Source organism: Luteolibacter sp. (assembly GCF_039920825.1).
Lineage (GTDB): Bacteria > Verrucomicrobiota > Verrucomicrobiia > Verrucomicrobiales > Akkermansiaceae > Luteolibacter.
The window spans coordinates 175,854-193,352 of sequence record NZ_JBDSCX010000018.1 but is presented as its reverse complement, the minus strand read 5'-3'; the positions used below and the strand labels follow the sequence as shown (position 1 = coordinate 193,352).

The window sequence follows — 17,499 nt, the reverse complement described above, 5'->3', positions numbered from 1 at the left end:
TCTTCCCTGCCGGGGACGACAAAAAAACGTCACATATCGCTGGAGGAAAACAAAAAGGCAAACGAAGAGGCACGCTAAAGCGCGAACTCCGGACAGCGCCTCGTTAGTCCGAACGGTTGTCCGGAGTTCAAGCTTCAGCTTGCACTTCCCTGCCAGGGACGACAAAAAAACGTCACCTATCGCTGGAGCAAAACAAAAAGGCAAACGAAGAGGCACGCTAAAGCGCGAACTCCGGACAGCGCCCCGTTAGTCCGAACGGTTGTCCGGAGTTCAAGCTTCAGCTTGCTCTTCCGCTTCAGCACCGATAGAGAAACGCCATGTATCGCTGGAGGAAAATGACCGACGGGCAACGTAAGGAAACGGTCTCTATCCGCAAGCTCCAGCAGCATCCCAAACACAGTCCTGTTCATCATCAGGAAGGCAAAGGTCTCTATTTGATCACCGCCACTTGTTACGAACACCAGCCATGGGTGGGAACTTCAAACGAGCGCATGGATCTGTTTTCCTGCGAGTTGTTGGAGATACTCGGCAAACATGCGGAACGTATCGATGCATGGGTTTTGCTTCCCAATCACTACCACGCCGTGGTGCTGACACACTGCTGTCCTACCTTGGTAAGGGATCTCGGAAAGCTTCATGGACGGAGCTCGTTTCTCTGGAATGGAGAAGACGGCACACGCGGCCGCAAAGTCTGGTTCAATACTTTGGAGCGACAGATCTCCGGCGACCGCCACCACATCGCTGCCATCCATTACGTTCATCAAAACCCGGTAAAACATGGATATGTTAAAAAGTGGGGCGAATGGAAATGGTCGAGCGCGGCGGAGTATTTGGAGCGCTGGGGACGTGAAGAAGTGGAAAGACACTGGAGGGAATATCCTCTATTGAACTTCGGAAGCGGTTGGGATGATTGAAGTGAAAAAGAGCACGCTGAAGCGCGAACTCCGGGCGACCTTCTGGTTAGTCCGGGCGGCTGTCCGGAGTTCCTCTTGGGCAGCATCCCATTTCACACGAGGATCTCGGGCGAAAGACGCGCGAGCCAATCCGCGAGTTCGGCGGCGACGCGGGTTTCCGGGAGGAGATCGAGGTTTTCCAAGTCCCAGCGAAAAATGAGCTTGTAGCCGTCCCACTCTCCGATCGCGCCGCAATCGCGCATCCAAGCGGCGGCCTGGCGGTTTTCGACCTGGACGTAGCCGATGAGCTGTTTAATTCCGACACGGAAGGCGGTGAGCCACATGACGGAAAGCAGCAGGGTGCCGACGCCTCGGCCTTGGTCGTCATCCAGCACGATGGCGGATAATTCGGCTTGCGAGGGATTCTCCGCATCGCGCCACCAACTCGCTCCGCCGACGGGTGGGAAATCGCGCGTTGGATCGAGCACGGTCCAAGTGACGTGCTTTTCCGGGTCTTGGGTAAGCACCTGGTTGAGCATTTTTTCCCCGACGACTTCACCGGTGTGGGTCCAGAAACGGTGGTAGCGGGCTTCGGGTGAAAGCCGGCGGTAGGCTTCGGCCAGTGCGTCGTGATCTTCCGGAATCAATGGCCGGACGATGACCGGGGTGCCATCGCGCAGGGTGAGTTCCAGTCTTACTGCCGCCATTTGCAGAAATGTAGCGTGTTTTGCCGTAATGGAAAGCCGGCGAAGGGCGGACAACGATTGACCCACGTATTGACGCACGCCGGGCGGTCCGCCACTCTGCGCCCATGAGCGCAGCGCCAGTTGTCGGAATAATCATGGGAAGCACGTCGGATTGGCCGACGATGGAGCACGCCGCCCGCACCTTGCGCGATTTTGGTGTTGCATGGGAAGCTGAGGTCGTCAGCGCCCATCGCACGCCGGACAAGCTCGTTTCCTATGCCGAAACCGCGCGTGCCCGCGGGTTGAAATGCATCATCGCCGGAGCCGGTGGTGCCGCTCATTTGCCCGGGATGACCGCCGCCATCACCGACATTCCGGTGCTCGGTGTGCCGGTGGAATCCAAGGCGCTGCAAGGCGTGGATTCTCTGCTTTCCATCGTGCAAATGCCCGCCGGCATCCCGACCGCCACCTTCGCCATCGGCAAAGCGGGCTCGACCAACGCCGCGCTTTTCGCAGTGGCCATGCTCGCGAATGAAAACCCCGAACTCGCGCAAAAACTCGCCGATTTCCGGAAAAAACAGACCGCCACCGTGAAGGCGGCCGTGCTGCCCCCTCTCGATCCCATTGACTGATTTCATGTCTCCCCAAGTTCCTATTCACACGCCGCATTGCATCGTCGGCGTCATCGGTGGCGGCCAGCTCGGCCGGATGATCGCCCTCGCAGCCCGGCGGATGGGTGTCCGCACCGTCATTTGGACCGGTGGACTCGAAGCGCCTGCCGTGGAGTGCGCCGATGAGGTGATCGACAAGCCGTTCGACGATGCCGAAGCGCTCGCCGATTTCTGCAGCCGGGTCACGGTCGCTACCGTGGAATTCGAAAACATCCCGTGCGAGACGCTGGAAAAAGTCGCGAAATGCATCGATCTCTATCCGTCGCCGCGCGCCATCTGCATCACCCAGAACCGCGAGCGTGAGAAAAATTTCCTGAAGGAAAATAACATCCCTCACACTTGGTTCGCCGTCATCGCTAGCGCCACTGATCTCGCCGCCGCGATGAAGGAACTCAACGGCCCCGGCGTCCTCAAAACCGCCGATTTCGGCTACGACGGCAAGGGTCAGGTGAAGCTCGAAGGCGACGAGGATCCTGAAAAAATCTGGGCGTCCTTCGGTGCCCCGCGTTCGGTGTTAGAGGCGTGGGTTCCGTTTGAAAAAGAGCTTTCCGTCATGGCCGCGCGTGGTGCCGACGGCATCACAGTCACTTACGATCCTGCGGAAAACCGCCATCGCCATCACATTCTGGACGTCTCCATCATCCCGGCGCGTGTCTCGCCTGCCGTGGCTCTGGAAGCCGCCGCCATCGCCCGCCGCGTCGCCGAAGCGCTCGATTACCGTGGCATCCTCGGTGTCGAGTTCTTCCTGAAAAAGGACGGCTCGCTGCTCGTCAACGAAATCGCCCCGCGGCCTCACAATTCCGGTCACCACACGCTGGACGCCTGCGTCACTTCGCAGTTCACCCAGCAGCTCCGCGCGGTCATCGGCCTGCCGTTAGGATCCACTCGCCTGCACTCGCCGGTCGCCATGCTTAATTTGTTAGGCGACATGTGGCGGGATGAAACCACGCCGCCTGACTGGTTGCCGCTTTTCGAAGACCCCGAGACCAGCCTGCATCTCTACGGCAAGCGCCGCGCCATCGGCCGCCGGAAAATGGGCCACGCCAATTTCCTCGGTCCCACCGCCGAAGACGCGCTCGAACGCGCCGAGGCGATGAAGGCGTTGTGGCTGATTTGACCGAATTCATATATCGTGGTTGCTGCGTCTCGCGGCAACTCGGAATTTCAAGCCCTGCCTGTGTTTCCGTGCGCCAAGACCCCGCCTCGATTTTCCATTCCCACATCGCTTCGCGGGCGAAATAAATTTCGCGTTCCGCAGGAATCACAGCGGAGGCTTGACGCGGGATCACCATGTTGGACCCTGCCGGGGCATTGCCAGAAACCGCTGACATTTCATCATTTCTCGGGGACACCCGATGGAAGGATCGTTTCGACGACGAGATCCTCGCCGCCGCGAATCCCTTGGTCGGCAAGGTGCGCGATCTGCGGATCGAGGAAACGGCTCCGGGTTCGGTGAGTTTGCTTGGGACGGTCGTGAAAGATGAGACAGAGGTGAATCTCTGGCAGTCCGGGAGCGGTTGGGAATTCGAGACGTTCTGTTCGTGCGATGTGGGAAATTTCTGCCATCACGCGGCGGCCCTTCTAACCAAAGCGGCGAAGGAGCGCGACCCGTCGCGGTTGCAGGGCAGGGGAGTCTCCGGTGCGGTTGCGGCTGCATTGCCGACCGCACGTGAGCTGATGAAGGATCCGCCGGAGGACCTGCCACGTGTTCGGCTGGAGCCGCGGTTCGAGCTGCGCGTCACCCGCGAACCGGTGGACAAGGCGACGCGGCTGTTATTGCAATCGCTTGGCCAGCCGAAGGTCGAGCAATGGATCACCGCTGAGGCATTCGTGATCTACGGCGGGCATCGTAGTCCGTTGCGGGCCAGCGCGCCGGAATGGATCAGCACCATCAATCACGATGGCAGGCCAGCCATCGTCCAGCACGACACCGCTGCGGAAAATGCCGCCGCCCGGCAGCTTTCCGATACCGGACTTTCCTCGCTGCATTCGAATTCCGCGTGGAAATTCCTGCTCAACCTGAAATCGCGCGACGATCTCGCTAACAAATCCACCGACCGCTGGTTTCCTGACCCCAGCCGAATCCAGACCGACGCCTTCTGGCACCAGTTCCGCGGCGAAATGGTCGCGAGGCTCGAAGGCTTCGGCTGGGCCGTCACGGTTTCCGACAACGTCGGCCATCGGGTTTTCGATGCCGACCCGGCGAAGTGGGAAAGCAAGCTCTCGCCCGGTGACGGCGGCTGGTTCAGCCTGTCCGTCGGTTTCGATGTCGCGGGAGAACGCCACGACCTGCTGCCGATCCTCGCCGGGCTGTTGGAAAACGATTTTCTTGAAGAAACGCTCGACCGCCCTAACAACGGCCACGTTTACGCGCCGCTGCCGAATGGCGACGCGCTCAAGCTGCCCATCGGCCGCGTGCGGGGCATCCTCAACCACCTCGCCGCGCTCATCGATCCGAAGTTCCCCGACAAGGCCCGCCTCCACGCGCTCGACGCGGCCTCGCTGGCCGGCCTCGAAAGCATGGGCCTCGACACGCCGCCCGACCTGAAGGAACTCGCGGGAAAACTGCACGACTTCTCCGGCATCGATCCCGTCCCGCCAGCTGCAGGCGTGCAGGCCACGCTGCGCGACTATCAGCTCGCCGGATTCCACTGGATGCAGTTCCTCGCCCGCCACGGCCTGCACGGCATCCTCGCCGACGACATGGGCCTCGGCAAAACCCTCCAGACACTCACCCACATCCTGACGGATAAGGAATCCGGCCACTCGCGCGGGCTGCCCGTGCTCGTCGTCGCCCCCACCTCCGTCGTTCCTAACTGGCGGGCGGAGGCCGCGAGATTCACCCCGGCCCTGCGCGTGCTCGTCCTCAACGGACCCGAGCGGAAAAAATACTTCCGCTCCATCCCCCACGCCGATCTCGTTCTAACCTCCTTCGCCCTGCTCCAGCGCGACATCGACAAGCTCGCGGGCGTGCCCTTTCACATGGTCGTGCTCGACGAAGCGCAGTACATCAAAAACCCGCGGTCGAAAATGGCGCAAGCCGCCTGCAAGCTCGACGCCCGCAACCGCCTTTGCCTATCAGGAACGCCCATCGAGAACCACCTCGGCGAGTTGTGGAGCCTGATGAATTTCCTTGTCCCCGGTTTCCTCGGCACCGAAGACGCGTTCAACAAACGCTTCCGCACTCCGATCGAGAAGGACGGCGACGCCGAGCGCAATGCCGTACTGAAAAGCCGCGTCGCCCCTCTCATCCTGCGCCGCACCAAGGACCAGGTCGCCAAGGAACTCCCGCCGAAGACCGAGCTCGTCCACCTCATCGAACTCAACACCGGCCAGAAGGATCTCTATGAAACTGTTAGGGCAACGATGAACAAACGCGTCCGCGAGGCCATCGCCGCGCGCGGCATCGAGCAATCGCAGATCGTATTCCTCGACGCGCTGCTCAAGCTCCGCCAGATCTGCTGCCACCCGCAGCTCCTGCCCGAGGACTACCCGCACGGCGTCCTCGAATCCGCGAAGCTCGATTTCCTCACCGAGTTGTTAGCAGTGCTGATCGAGGAAGGCCGCCGCATCCTGCTGTTCTCCCAGTTCACCTCCATGCTCTCGCTGATCGAGGCGCACCTGGTGAAGGAAAAGATTCCCTATCTGAAACTCACCGGCGCGTCCAAAGACCGTGGCAAGCTCGTCGAGGATTTCCAGAACGGCAAAGCCCCCGTCTTCCTCATTTCCCTCAAAGCCGGCGGCACCGGCCTCAACCTCACCGCCGCCGACACCGTCATCCACTACGACCCGTGGTGGAACCCCGCCGCCGAGGCCCAAGCCACCGACCGCGCCTACCGCATCGGCCAGAACAACCCGGTCTTCGTCCATAAACTCCTCTGCCAGGAAACGGTGGAGGAACGCATCCACCAGATGCAGCAAACCAAAGGAAAACTCGCCGCCGGCATCCTCGCCGACGCGGATATCTCCAAGAAGCTCGACGCCGCCACCGTGAGAGCGTTGCTGGATCCTTGATGACGAAATTTCGGCTCAACGGCCTTTGAGCCGATTAAACCACTCAATCGGCTCAAGTTTTCCCTGTATTATGAGCCGAATAAGTGCCACATTCGGCTCATGCGCTACAATTGGCAGCAATCGGACTGGCCCGAGTTCCGTTTCGAGCTAGACGTTGTGACGGACTCCTTGCTCGCTTTCGCAAACCATGCCGGGCGCGTTGGTGGGCTGTTGGAGGGACTGCCGGATGAACTTGGGACCGAGGCGATTCTTGATTTTATGATCGCCGAAGCCATCCTAACCTCCGCCATTGAGGGGGAAATCTTACAGCGCGACGCCGTGAGATCGTCGATCCGTAACCGGCTGGGTCTGAACCTCGTGCCTCAACCTGTGGACAGCCGCATGGCCGATGGTGCGGGTGAGTTGATGGTCGCGGTCCGAAACACCTTCCATGAACACCTTTCCGAGGAAACCCTCTTTTCCTGGCATCGGATGCTCCTCGGCGGAACCACCAGCCTCCGGGTTGGAGGTTGGCGCGAAGGCGGTGACCCCATGCAGATTGTTTCCGGCCGCATTGATCGGCCTACCGTCCATTTTGAGGCGCCACCCGCCGATCGGGTTCCCGACGAAATGGCACGCTTCATCGTGTGGTTCAACGAGACGGCCCCAGGTGGACCGAAACCTATCCCGGAACCTCCCGTCCGGTCCGCGCTCGCTCATCTTTACTTCGAAAGCATCCATCCCTTCGAAGACGGCAATGGCCGCATCGGCCGCGCGCTCTCGGAAAAAGCCTTGTCTCAGGGAATGGGCAGTCCGGCGGTTCTCAGCCTTTCCCGGACCATCGAGGCGTCACGGAATGCCTACTACGAAGCCTTGGAAGCCGCCCAGCAGCGCAACGAGGCGACGGCTTGGGTGCGCTGGTTCGTCAAGGTGGTGTTGAAGGCACAACAGGATGCCGAAGCCCAAGTGCGCTTCGTCTTACTAAAATCGAAGTTTTTCCAGCGCTTTGAAAATGGCATGAATGAGCGCCAGCTCAAGGTGGTCCGGCGGATGTTCCAAGCTGGGCCTGAGGGCTTTACCGGGGGCATGAATGCCCGAAAACATATAGGCCTCACCGGTGCCTCCAAGGCCACCGCGACCCGCGATCTGCAACAACTCGCTCAGCTCGGCGCACTCGTCCCTATCGGTGAAGGGCGTGGCACGGGGTATGAGCTCGATCTATCTGAACCCATCACAAAGCACCAACTCCCTCCAACCATGGAAACACAGTTACCCCTCCTTCCTGAAGAATTTCGGTCCGGCCAGAGAAGCAGCTTATTTGTCGCCATCATTCCCGACGAAGAGTCCATCAGGCTTATTTCGGAATCCAGAAAGCGCCTCGAGCTAGAACATGAAGCTCTGGGGAAACTTGTTAGGCAGCAGCAGTTTCACATGACATTGGTCTACGTGGACGACTACTATGGCGACATCCCGGAGCGGGTGATCAGGAACGCATCCGGAGCTTGTCAGGCGGCAGCGAATTCTCCACTATTCCCGATCCACTTGGATCAAGTGGAAAGCTTCCGGAAGGGCACCGAAAATTACACTCCAGTGATGACCGATGATGACAACCCGACGCTGATGGAATTCCAGAAGTCGTTGTTGAAGGAACTCATCCTCCATGGCCTGCCCTGCAAAAAGAGCCCGAAATTCAAGGCCCACGTTACGTTAAGTCGGGACTCGAAGGAGATTCCGAAGCATTCGATAGATCCCATCTCTTGGGTGGTTGCGGACATCGTTCTCGTGCAAAGCCTCATCGGCCAAGGCCGGCACATTCATCTTGGCAGCTGGCAGCTTGCTCCCCGCGTTTAGGCCGGACCGCTCCGGTGGAAAATTGCCGGGCCATATTGCCGGGAATATAAAATACCCGAACTAACATGGAAAAGGAATCCGTGTGGTTTTGACATTTTCAATCGGAACGCTTTGGCTGGGTGCCAATGAAGCCTCTTGATAGCGCGAAAGCGAAAACCAAGGACAAGCCATCTGCCGCCTACAGCATCGGCATGGGATTCGTGACCGCGGGGATGATCATTCTTCCGCTGATCTACATCGCGTTCACCGTCCTGGTTTGTTGGAGCGTTTATTTCTTTGCGACCCATTATTTCGTCGAGATCTGGGAATGGCCGATCGGGCATTCGAAATTCAGCCTGCTAGCCAAAATCGTCTGCTCGATCACTCCGCTTCTGGTGGGTGCGGCCATTGCCATCGCGATGGTGAAGCCGTTGTTCGCGCGGCGCGGCACGAAGATGCAGCCGATCGTGTTGCTACCTGATGTGGAACCCCGCGTCCATGCCATGGCACAGGACGTCTGCCGCCGTGTCGGCGCTCCGGCTCCGAAGCGAATCGAGATCAACTGCGATCTCAACGCATCCGCGGGCTTCAATCGCGGATGGCGCGGTTTTTTTAAGAACGAGCTGATCCTGACGATCGGCATGCCGCTGGTAGCGGGATTAACGGAACGCCAGCTCGCCGGCGTCATCGCCCACGAATTCGGCCACTTCAGACAAGGGGCTGGAATGCGCCTCAGCTACCTGATCCGCAGCGTGAACTTCTGGTTCGCCCGCGTCGTTTACGAACGGGATGCATGGGACGAGACACTGGCGGGATTCGGTCAGAGCGAGAGCATCTGGATCGTTCTGATGGTCGGTTGCGCGAGGGCGGGGGTGGCTCTTTCGCGAGGCATCCTTTGGCTGCTGATGATGACGGGCCACGGTATCAGCGGGTTCCTGATGCGCCAGATGGAATACGATGCGGACAAATGGGAAGCCCGGATCGCAGGCAGCGATTCCCTTGAAGCGACTTTGTTGCGGCTCAATTCGCTGGGGCACGTTCTCGAAAAAATCCATCTGGAAATGCGGCGGAGCTGGCGCAATCGGTTCCAGCTTCCCGACAACCTGCCCTTGCTGATGGAATATCGGGCCAACTGTCTTGATCCGGAAAAACGTGCTTCTATCGAAAATCGCGCCGGTCTCTCAAAAACCGGATTTTTTGACACCCATCCATCGGTTGCGGAACGGATCCGGTTCGCCCGCCGGCTTGCGGAACCCGGCGCGATTGCCAATGATTCACCGGCACGTGACTTGTTTGATAACTTTGAAGGCGTCGGCCGCTTAGTCACGTTGGCCCATTACGACGATGACCTGAATGTTCCCGTCACACCAGATTTTCTCATTCCGGTCGCCAGGTTCATCGAAGGACCTACCGGCTCCGGCGGTTCGACCATGCCCGGACAATCCCGGCATGTCGGCTGATCGAATCATTCACATTTTTCAAGACACGCAGCTTTCAGGAGTGAGAAAGTCACCCTATCAGCTTCGGCAGCCGATTTTCCAGCCACTCTCTGGCAGCCGCTGTTTTCAGCGCGCATTCCCAGATGGTGACGACGTGCCAGCCGAGGGCGAGGAGGGCGGATTCGTTGCGGGCGTCGCGCTGCTGGTTGCCGAGAATTTTCGCGGCCCACCAGTCGCTGCGGGATTTCGGCATGCGGAAATGTTTGCAGTGTTCGTGGCCGTGCCAGTAGCAGCCGTGGACGAAAACCACGGTGCGATATTTCGGCAGAACGATGTCGGGCCGGCCGGGGAGTTGTTTGTTTTTCGGCCCACGGACGGTAAAGCGGTAACCGTGGTGGTGGAGTATGGAACGCAGGGCGAGTTCGGGCTTGGTGTCCCAGCCACGGATCTTCGACATGACTTCGGAACGTTTTTCCGGAGTGAAGACGTCAGCCATGAGGGAAATGAAGGCGGTAATCCGGAAGTGGAAAGCGGAAATAAAGGGCGGAGTTCAACCCGCCGCAGGATACCACACGTCCCCCCCGGAACCGTGGCGCCCCGCGATGGGCTGATGTCCGCTCTTCAGAATAGGTCGAGCTAAGGAGCGGGAGGTATGGGCTCCGGTTCACCGCCTCCGTGCGCGCGGGGCCTCATTCCGCCGGGTGGTGGTCCTCCCGGGCCGCCGCGCTCGTTGCCGCGTTTCGCCTTGGCGGCGAAGCGGCGGCTGACCATTTGCGCGAGTTCTTCGGAGGAAATAACGCCATCGCCGTTAGAGTCGGCGCGGGTGATGAGGCTTTGGAAGCGATCAGTGATCTCGTCTTTTGATAGATTTCCATCGCCGTTCTTGTCGAGAGTCAGATACTCCTTGATTTCCTCTTCCTTCGTTTGCTGCGGACCGGACATCTCACCGCCGGGAGGCGCGCCCGGCGGAGGACCGGGCGGGCGGTGGGCGGGAGGTTCCTGCGCGAACAACGCATGAGTGAGAAGCAGTGAGGCGGTGATGAGGAACAAATGGATTGAGTGCATATGATGTTAGGTTGATGGTGATTTCAAGGATGCATCCCGCCGAGGCCTTCCGCTTTGCCGATAGATCCATGAATGTGGCCGTCCGGCGGATCTTCGGGAGTGAGGCCCATGATGATGTCGAAGTTCGCGGTCAGCTCTCCGATCTTCGAACCGGCCAGCGGTTTGAAATCCACTAACAACGACTCGCGGGCGAGCGCGCTGCCGGCGCTTTCGAAGACGCCGTCGCCATCGTTCTGCTCGTGGCCGTTGATCATCATCTGCGTGGTGTAGATGCGCCGGCCGTTCTTGCTGATGCCGAAATGGATGTGCGGCGTGCGGCCCGGATAAGGCACCGGTTTGATCGTGCGGAAATAGTAAGCGCCGCTCGCATCGGTGAGAAAGCGGCCGTAGCCTTGGAAATTGCTATCGCGTTTTCCACCGGCGTTCGTGTCGCGGCTGTTGAGATAGATGCCGTGATTGTCCACCTGCCAGATTTCCACCACGGCGTTGCGGACGGGTGCTCCGGTCATGGTGAGAATCCGGCCGCTGAGGTGGGTGATTTCGCCGAGGGCGGGAGTGATGGATTCATTGACGATGATCAGGTCGTTGTCCGTATCGAGTGGCAGCTTGTCCGGATAGAACGGGCCTTCGGTTAGTCTGGGTGTGGCGATCAGTTGATCGGCGAAGAGGCCGCGGGTGGTGAACAGCGAGAGGCCGGCCATGCCGAATCCATGCAGGAACCGGCGGCGGGCGATGAGGGTTTCGATCGGGGAATATTGCGGTGATTTCATTTGATGTGCGGATGGAACCACCGGCCGGCGGGACGGTTGTGTTAAGGAATGTTAAGAACGACGCGTTCTTCCGCCGGTCATGGCGTTCCGGTATTGGCTCCCGGGACACGGAAGGTGACCTTGTAGAATCCCTTCGAGGCACTGGCATTTACAAAGAGGTCGATCGTGCCTTCCGCGGTCACGGTGTGTTTGTTCCTGTCCAAAGTCCCGGTTTGTGTTAGAGAAAACGGCAGCGCCTTCCATTCCAGATCCGCCAATGTCGGATTTCCATAAACCTCGTAGGTGTAGCCTGCGAAGACGGGAATTCTCAGTCGGTAGCGCATGGCGCCGGAAGGACCGGCAACCACTTCTCCAGCAATGACAAATCCGCCCGGCGCCGGATAGTCGGGTTCGACCGGAGTGAAACCGCTGACGTAATCCCAGCTTGCCTGGACTTCGCCGGTGGTGGTGCCGGAAACCGCGGTGTAGTTGAGGATGACGCTGGCTTTCTGCGCGGCGTCGGTGATTCCCGTTAGAACGGAGTCATTGGAATTCTGGGTGGCGAACACCGTGCCATTGAGGGCGTAGGCGGTTTCGTTCCAGAACGTTTGTGAGGTGGTGCGGGTGGTTTTGCCCGGCAGCGTGACACCCCAATGATAGTGCCGGGTGCGCCCGTTGTAGAGGCCCGCCTTGACCGTCCGGAATTTGAACGCGCCGGATTTACCGGTGATGAACTGGCCGAAGCCCGCGAAATTCGCGTCGCAGGCGGAGTTGCGGCCGACGCCGGTGGAATACGAATAGTCGCCCTCGCGGTCGGCGTGCCACAATTCTACCAGCGCGCCGCGCACCGGATTTCCGGTGGAATCAAGGATCCGTCCGCTGACGTAGGTGACGACGCCAGCAGAAACAGTTAGATTATCGCCGAGCTGGACGAGGTCGTTGTCCTTGTCGAGCGGGATGTCATCGGCCAGCGGGTAATACGGGCCTTGGGTGACCGTGGGGCTCAGGGTGAGAGCTTCGGCGAGAAATCCCGGCAGAGTGAATCCCGCGGATGCGGCGGCCATGCTTTTGAAAAACCGGCGGCGGTTCACGGGAATGTGAAAAGGTTGGATCTTGTCGGACATGATTTCGGCGGGTTGCGGGTTCTGTTTCAACTTATGTGTCTCATGCCCGCCTGAAGTTGTCGTGTTAAGGAGTGTTAAGAAGGACGCTTCCTGTTGCCCCCGGCGGAGGGATGGCTACGCTTTGTGAAATGGATTCCGGAAGGCAGCGCAGCCGCGTGGAGATGATTTTCATCATCGCCATGGTCGTGCTGTGCGGCGGACTCACGGTTTTGCAATACCACTGGACCGGCGAGCTGGCGCGGGCGGAGATGGACCGGATGAGTGGATCGCTGGCGAATCAGGCGAAACTGATGACCCGCGCGTTCGACACGGAACTCGCGCAAGCATGCGGCACGATTGTTCCGACCAGTGCCGAACTGGACCGGGGAACCGCCGAAGCCGTTCACCTCGGGAAACTGCGCGAATGGAAATCCGCCAAGCCACGGCCGATCTTCAAACGCGTCGCGGTGGCGGTTCCATCGGGTGAAAAGGTGGAGCTGTTCGAAGTCGGAATTTCATCCGAAACCTATTCTCCGATGGAATGGCCGGAAGAGTGGGTTGATCTCCAACAGAATCTATCGAAAAAGATCGCGGGTGGCTCTCCGCCGTTTGAGGGTCGCACGGGATTTTTCCGGGAATTTCCGGTGATGGGATCGCGTTTTTCAGGCCGTTCGAGAGGCCCCGGCGGTCCGAGGGGACGGCAGGGAGAAAGTGATTTCGGCGGACCGCGCTTCGGTCCTGACCGTGGGCCGGGCGGGCCTGGAGGTCCCGGCGGCGGCGGGGGGGAGCGGGAATGGGTGATCGTCGAGCTGGATGCCGGCTATCTGCGTGACGTCTGGTTGCCCGAACTCATCGCCACCCATCTGAATCCCGAAGGAAACGCGATCTGCGATGTCACAGTTAGATCAAAGGCGACCGGCGAGATCATTTTCTCAACTCTGGCGGATGAATCGAAAGGGAGCGCCCGGACGCAGTCGGTCGATTTCAATTTCCAGGGATCGAGGGTGGACCAACCGGGCCCACCAACGAAGCCATCCTGGACGATGGAGATCGGTCGGCGCGAGGGTTCGCTGGAGGCGGCCGTTTCCGGCTCGCGCAAGAAGAACCTGGCCGTCGCGGTGGTGTTGAACGCGCTGATCCTGGCGGCCGGGTGGATGTTGCTGCGGGTGACGCGGCATTCGCGCGAGCTGGCGGAGGAACGGATGAAATTCGTGGCCAATGTCACCCACGAACTGCGGACACCGCTAACAGTCATTCGCGGTGCGGCGCACAACATGAAACGCGGCATTGTGAAGGATCAGGAGGGAATCGCCAGATACTCGGGACTCATTCTCGAGCATGCGGAGTCGTTGGGCGAAATGGTCGAGCAGGTGCTGGACTTCTCCGGCGGACAAAAGGCGCGGGACCAGGTGCCGGTCGAGTTGGACAAGGTGATCCGGGATGCGGTTCTAACCGTGAAAGGTGACGCGAAATTTTCCTCCTGCGAAATCGATCTGAAGCTTCCATCCGCTCTTCCCACGGTCACGGGAGATCCGGCCTCGTTGCGCCGCGCCTTGCAGAATCTCATCGAAAACGCCGCCAAGCACGGCGGCGTGGGCGGCTGGATCGGGGTCTCCGCCTCTGCGCTGGCGGGGCGGGTGGAAATCCAGGTGGCGGACCGCGGACCGGGCATTCCCGCGGACGAGCAGCGCGAAATTTTCAATCCGTTCTATCGTGGCAGCATCGCGCGGGAGAAGCAGGTGCGGGGCAGCGGCCTCGGGCTGAGCCTGGTGAAGGAAATCGTCACCGCGCATGGCGGCAACATTTTTGTTAGGAGTGAAACCGGCCGCGGTTCCACCTTCACCGTCAACCTGCCGGCAAACCCATGAACGCCCGCATCCTCCTTGTCGAAGACGAACCGGGAATCCTTCAGATTCTATCAGACCTGCTGTGTGCCGAAGGTCACACCGTGGAAGCCGCCGCCGACGGCCATGCGGGGATGAGAAAGGTGGCGGGCGGAAATTTCGATGTCCTTATCCTCGATGTCATGTTGCCCGGCATGTCGGGTTTCGAAGTTTGCGAGAGCGCGCGGCGTGAGGGCTACGAAGGCGGCATCATCATGCTGACCGCGCTCGGCCGGGTGCCGGATCGTGTGAAGGGACTGCGCACCGGAGCGGACGACTATCTGGTGAAGCCCTTCGATCCCGACGAGCTGTTAGCCCGTGTGGACGCCCTGCTGCGGCGAACGCACAAGGATGAGATGACAGTGACGGAGATCGGATTCGGAAATGTCATCGTCGATTTTTCGCGGGCGACTTTTTCTAAAAACGGAATTTCCTTCGGCCTCGCTTCGAAGGAAAGCAAGATCCTGCAACTGCTGATCAACGGCCAGGGCAAGGTGATTTCCCGCGATGACATCCTCGCCCGGATCTGGCCGGACCAGCCGTTCATCACCCCGCGGACCGTGGACGTGCACGTCGCATGGCTGCGGCAGAAAATCGAGGACAAGGCGGAATCACCGAGGCACATTCTAACCGTCCGAGGCGAGGGATACCGGTTCGCGAAATGAACGGGACGGCCTTTTTGAACCCGTGACTGTCGCCTGCATTCGGGGTAATGGACAATCCGGCTTCCAAGGTCATCCTCGCGGGACCCTAGATTCCGAAATCCCGATGAAATACCATTTGTTAGCCATCCGAGTTCTTTGTCTGGCGATTTCCGCCATCGTTCCGGCCCGCGCCGCCACCAGCGATTTCAGCGGCGGCTGGCGATTCCATTTGGGGGACGAATCCGGTGCCGAGGCGGCGGCCTTCACCGATAGCACGTGGGAGGCGGTGGCTTTTCCCCATCCCGCGCGCCTGGAGGCGAGGGTGACGAACAAGACGGATCGTCAGCAATGGGAGGGGATTTGCTGGTACCGGAAATCGTTCACGCTTCCGGTGAACGCCGTCGGCCAAGTCGTGCTGGTGCGTTTCGAAGGGGCGATGAACCGTGCCAGTCTTTTTGCCAACGGCAGGAAAATCGCCGAGAACACCGATGGCTACCTGCCGCTCGTCGGCGATCTAACTGAGTTCGCGAAGACTCCGGGCACGATCAATCTCGCCGTCCGGCTCGACAACGCCAGCAATCCGTTCACCGGACCCAAGCCGCTCGATCAGCTCGATTTCCATCTCTATCATGGCATCTACCGTCCGGCCACGCTGATCATCAAACCGCCGCTGCACATCACCGACGAGATTCTGGAAAACAAGACGGCGTCCGGCGGAGTGTTCGTCACCTATCCGAAGGTTTCCGCCGACTCGGCGACAGTGAGCGCCCAGGTCCACGTGCGGAACAGCGGCAGCCAGGCCGCAGCGTTTTCGATCGTCGCGCGTTTGGCCGGGGTTGATGTAAAAACGGCGGCCAGCAAGGATTCCGGCAGCCTGACGCTCGCGCCCGGAGAGGATCGTGTGGTGATTGTTCCTCTGGAAGTGCGGCAGCCGCGGCTGTGGAGCACGAAGGTCCCGAATCTCTATCAGCTCGATGTCGGCGTGATGGCTGGCGGGAAAATGATCGACTCGCAGCGCGAGCGCATCGGCATCCGCCGCATTGGATTTACCCCCGGCGGGATCCTGATCAACGGCGAAAAACTTTTCCTGCGCGGCGTCAACCGCCACCAGGAATATCCCTACGTCGGCAACGCCGTGCCCGACAACGCCCAGTATCGCGATGCGGTGAAAATCAAGCAGGCCGGCTTCGACTACGTGCGCCTTTCCCACTACCCGCAGAGTCCGGCGTTCATGGCGGCTTGCGACGAACTCGGACTCGTCACCATGACCGCGATCATGGGTTGGCAGTTCAATCCCGGCACACCGGAATTCGAATCTAACCGGATCCAGTCCGCCCGCGAACTCATCCGCCGCGACCGGAACCATCCGAGCGCCGTGATGTGGGAGGTGTCGCTCAACGAAACGCGGATGAGCGGCGATTTCATCAAGCGCCTCAACACCGCCGGACATGAAGAGTATCCCGGCGACCAGATGTTCACCGCCGGTTGGGTCAAGGGTTTCGATGTCAAAGGTGCCTCCCGTCAGGCAGGCAGCACCAAGGAGTTTGCAAAAGCGACTTTCCCCGCGATCGTCAGCGAATACGGCGATTGGGAATACTATGCGGGCAACGCCGGTCTCAATCAGGACACTTGGAAGGACCTCAAGAAAGACGAGCGCAATTCCCGTCAATTGCGCGGTGATGGTGAAGTCCGGCTTCTCCAACAGGCGTCGAATTTCCAGGAATCCCACAATGAAAACCTTGGCACCCAGGCGGCGGGCGACGGCTTGTGGGTGATGTTCGACTACAACCGCGGCTACGCAGAGGATCTCGAAAGCTCCGGCCCGGTCGATCTCTTCCGCTTGCCGAAATTCAGCCGCTATTTCTATCAGTCCCAGCGCGATGCTTCCGAGATCATCACGGCGGGAACCGAGAAAATTGGCGGTCCCATGGCCTTCATCGCCAGTTACTGGACCGAGAAATCCCCGCTGGCCGTGCGCGTTTTCAGCAATGCCGACGAGGTCGAGCTGTTCCTCAACAACCGCAGTCTCGGCCGCCACCGCCCCGAGAAAACCCCCACTTCCGACAAGCTCCGCCATCCGCCGTTCATTTTCAACGTCGATAAGTTCGAACCCGGCGAGCTCCGCGCCGTCGCCTATCAGAATGGCAAAGGGGTGGCCAAACACAGCGTGAAAACTCCCCGCCCGGCCAAAGCCATCGCACTGGGCGTGGATGCTTCCGGCAAGTCCGCGGCGGCCGGTGGCGATCTGTTATTTGTCTACGCCCGCATCGTTGATGAAAACGGCACGGTCGTCCCGGATGCGACGACGCCCGTGGAATTTTCGGTTAGCGGCGATGCGAAGGTTCTTGGCGACAATCCATCCAACGCCGAAGCGGGTATCGCGCCGATCCTGCTGAAGACCGGAGACAAGCCGGGGACGGTCCGCATCCAGGCCCGCGCGGGCGGATTGGAATCCAGCTTGGAGTTGAAAATCCCGTAAGTCGTGATGACGCGGCTCTGCGATCCGGACGGGGGCCGTCCTTCCGTTTTGTTACACTTCACCG

14 protein-coding genes are annotated in these 17,499 nt (G+C 59.9%); 9 read left to right on the top strand and 5 right to left on the bottom strand.

Annotation, left to right across the window (positions count from 1 at the left end):
• Positions 1–317: 317 nt before the first annotated feature.
• The gene (locus ABIQ96_RS05030; RefSeq protein ID WP_348213464.1) at positions 318–914 is read left to right on the top strand and encodes a hypothetical protein; all 597 of its coding nucleotides are present in this window, start codon (positions 318–320) and stop codon (positions 912–914) included.
• Positions 915–1,006: 92 nt separating this feature from the next.
• Here the strand turns inward: ABIQ96_RS05030 and ABIQ96_RS05025 are convergent, their stop codons facing one another.
• Positions 1,007–1,600 carry a GNAT family N-acetyltransferase gene (locus ABIQ96_RS05025; protein ID WP_348213463.1) on the bottom strand — a complete coding sequence of 198 codons (594 nt, stop codon included), beginning with the start codon at positions 1,598–1,600 and terminating at the stop codon, positions 1,007–1,009.
• 104 nt (positions 1,601–1,704) lie between these two features.
• Between ABIQ96_RS05025 and purE the strand changes: the two genes are divergently transcribed.
• From purE to ABIQ96_RS05000, 5 genes are all read left to right on the top strand, one after another.
• Entirely contained in the window at positions 1,705–2,211 is a 507-nt protein-coding gene (gene purE, locus ABIQ96_RS05020) for a 5-(carboxyamino)imidazole ribonucleotide mutase (RefSeq protein ID WP_348213462.1), read from the top strand.
• Positions 2,212–2,215: 4 nt separating this feature from the next.
• Positions 2,216–3,367, top strand: a complete 1,152-nt coding sequence (locus tag ABIQ96_RS05015) for a 5-(carboxyamino)imidazole ribonucleotide synthase (RefSeq protein ID WP_348213461.1) — start codon at positions 2,216–2,218, stop codon at positions 3,365–3,367.
• Between the two features lie 173 nt (positions 3,368–3,540).
• Positions 3,541–6,264, top strand: a complete 2,724-nt coding sequence (locus ABIQ96_RS05010; RefSeq protein WP_348213460.1) for a DEAD/DEAH box helicase — start codon at positions 3,541–3,543, stop codon at positions 6,262–6,264.
• A 99-nt stretch (positions 6,265–6,363) separates the two neighbouring features.
• A complete protein-coding gene (locus tag ABIQ96_RS05005) occupies positions 6,364–8,094 on the top strand; it encodes a DUF4172 domain-containing protein (protein ID WP_348213459.1) in 1,731 nt (576 codons plus the stop codon).
• A gap of 125 nt (positions 8,095–8,219) precedes the next feature.
• On the top strand, positions 8,220–9,533 hold the full coding sequence (locus tag ABIQ96_RS05000) for a M48 family metallopeptidase (protein WP_348213458.1): 1,314 nt from the start codon (positions 8,220–8,222) through the stop codon (positions 9,531–9,533).
• A 49-nt stretch (positions 9,534–9,582) separates the two neighbouring features.
• On the opposite strand, the gene ABIQ96_RS04995 is transcribed toward ABIQ96_RS05000, so the two are convergent.
• The 4 genes from ABIQ96_RS04995 to ABIQ96_RS04980 all read right to left on the bottom strand — a co-directional run bounded on the left by ABIQ96_RS04995 (position 9,583) and on the right by ABIQ96_RS04980 (position 12,450).
• On the bottom strand, positions 9,583–10,008 hold the full coding sequence (locus ABIQ96_RS04995) for a very short patch repair endonuclease (RefSeq protein ID WP_348213457.1): 426 nt from the start codon (positions 10,006–10,008) through the stop codon (positions 9,583–9,585).
• A gap of 140 nt (positions 10,009–10,148) precedes the next feature.
• Complete coding sequence (locus ABIQ96_RS04990) at positions 10,149–10,577, bottom strand: hypothetical protein (protein ID WP_348213456.1); 429 nt, start codon at positions 10,575–10,577, stop codon at positions 10,149–10,151.
• 23 nt (positions 10,578–10,600) lie between these two features.
• Positions 10,601–11,347, bottom strand: coding sequence for a protocatechuate 3,4-dioxygenase (locus ABIQ96_RS04985; RefSeq protein WP_348213455.1), 747 nt, complete (start codon positions 11,345–11,347; stop codon positions 10,601–10,603).
• Positions 11,348–11,424: 77 nt separating this feature from the next.
• Entirely contained in the window at positions 11,425–12,450 is a 1,026-nt protein-coding gene (locus tag ABIQ96_RS04980) for a hypothetical protein (RefSeq protein WP_348213454.1), read from the bottom strand.
• A gap of 128 nt (positions 12,451–12,578) precedes the next feature.
• On the opposite strand from ABIQ96_RS04980, the gene ABIQ96_RS04975 reads away from it, so the two are divergent.
• The 3 genes from ABIQ96_RS04975 (at position 12,579) to ABIQ96_RS04965 (ending at position 17,435) form a co-directional block, all read left to right on the top strand.
• A complete protein-coding gene (locus ABIQ96_RS04975) occupies positions 12,579–14,297 on the top strand; it encodes a HAMP domain-containing sensor histidine kinase (protein WP_348213453.1) in 1,719 nt (572 codons plus the stop codon).
• The gene (locus tag ABIQ96_RS04970) at positions 14,294–14,977 is read left to right on the top strand and encodes a response regulator transcription factor (RefSeq protein WP_348213452.1); all 684 of its coding nucleotides are present in this window, start codon (positions 14,294–14,296) and stop codon (positions 14,975–14,977) included. Before ABIQ96_RS04975 ends, ABIQ96_RS04970 begins: the two co-directional genes overlap by 4 nt.
• Positions 14,978–15,080: 103 nt before the next feature.
• Positions 15,081–17,435: a glycoside hydrolase family 2 TIM barrel-domain containing protein gene (locus ABIQ96_RS04965; protein WP_348213451.1), complete on the top strand. Its 2,355-nt coding sequence runs from the start codon at positions 15,081–15,083 to the stop codon at positions 17,433–17,435.
• The last annotated feature ends 64 nt before the right edge of the window (positions 17,436–17,499 follow it).

Excerpts from the sequence above, each read along its gene's own strand:
- ABIQ96_RS05030 (WP_348213464.1), top strand. The coding sequence starts at position 318 with ATGTATCGCTGGAGGAAAATGACCGACGGGCAACGTAAGGAAACGGTC.
- ABIQ96_RS05025 (WP_348213463.1), bottom strand. The coding sequence starts at position 1,600 with ATGGCGGCAGTAAGACTGGAACTCACCCTGCGCGATGGCACCCCGGTC.
- purE (WP_348213462.1), top strand. The coding sequence starts at position 1,705 with ATGAGCGCAGCGCCAGTTGTCGGAATAATCATGGGAAGCACGTCGGAT.
- ABIQ96_RS05015 (WP_348213461.1), top strand. The coding sequence starts at position 2,216 with ATGTCTCCCCAAGTTCCTATTCACACGCCGCATTGCATCGTCGGCGTC.
- ABIQ96_RS05010 (WP_348213460.1), top strand. The coding sequence starts at position 3,541 with ATGTTGGACCCTGCCGGGGCATTGCCAGAAACCGCTGACATTTCATCA.
- ABIQ96_RS05005 (WP_348213459.1), top strand. The coding sequence starts at position 6,364 with ATGCGCTACAATTGGCAGCAATCGGACTGGCCCGAGTTCCGTTTCGAG.
- ABIQ96_RS05000 (WP_348213458.1), top strand. The coding sequence starts at position 8,220 with ATGAAGCCTCTTGATAGCGCGAAAGCGAAAACCAAGGACAAGCCATCT.
- ABIQ96_RS04995 (WP_348213457.1), bottom strand. The coding sequence starts at position 10,008 with ATGGCTGACGTCTTCACTCCGGAAAAACGTTCCGAAGTCATGTCGAAG.
- ABIQ96_RS04990 (WP_348213456.1), bottom strand. The coding sequence starts at position 10,577 with ATGCACTCAATCCATTTGTTCCTCATCACCGCCTCACTGCTTCTCACT.
- ABIQ96_RS04985 (WP_348213455.1), bottom strand. The coding sequence starts at position 11,347 with ATGAAATCACCGCAATATTCCCCGATCGAAACCCTCATCGCCCGCCGC.
- ABIQ96_RS04980 (WP_348213454.1), bottom strand. The coding sequence starts at position 12,450 with ATGTCCGACAAGATCCAACCTTTTCACATTCCCGTGAACCGCCGCCGG.
- ABIQ96_RS04975 (WP_348213453.1), top strand. The coding sequence starts at position 12,579 with ATGGATTCCGGAAGGCAGCGCAGCCGCGTGGAGATGATTTTCATCATC.
- ABIQ96_RS04970 (WP_348213452.1), top strand. The coding sequence starts at position 14,294 with ATGAACGCCCGCATCCTCCTTGTCGAAGACGAACCGGGAATCCTTCAG.
- ABIQ96_RS04965 (WP_348213451.1), top strand. The coding sequence starts at position 15,081 with ATGAAATACCATTTGTTAGCCATCCGAGTTCTTTGTCTGGCGATTTCC.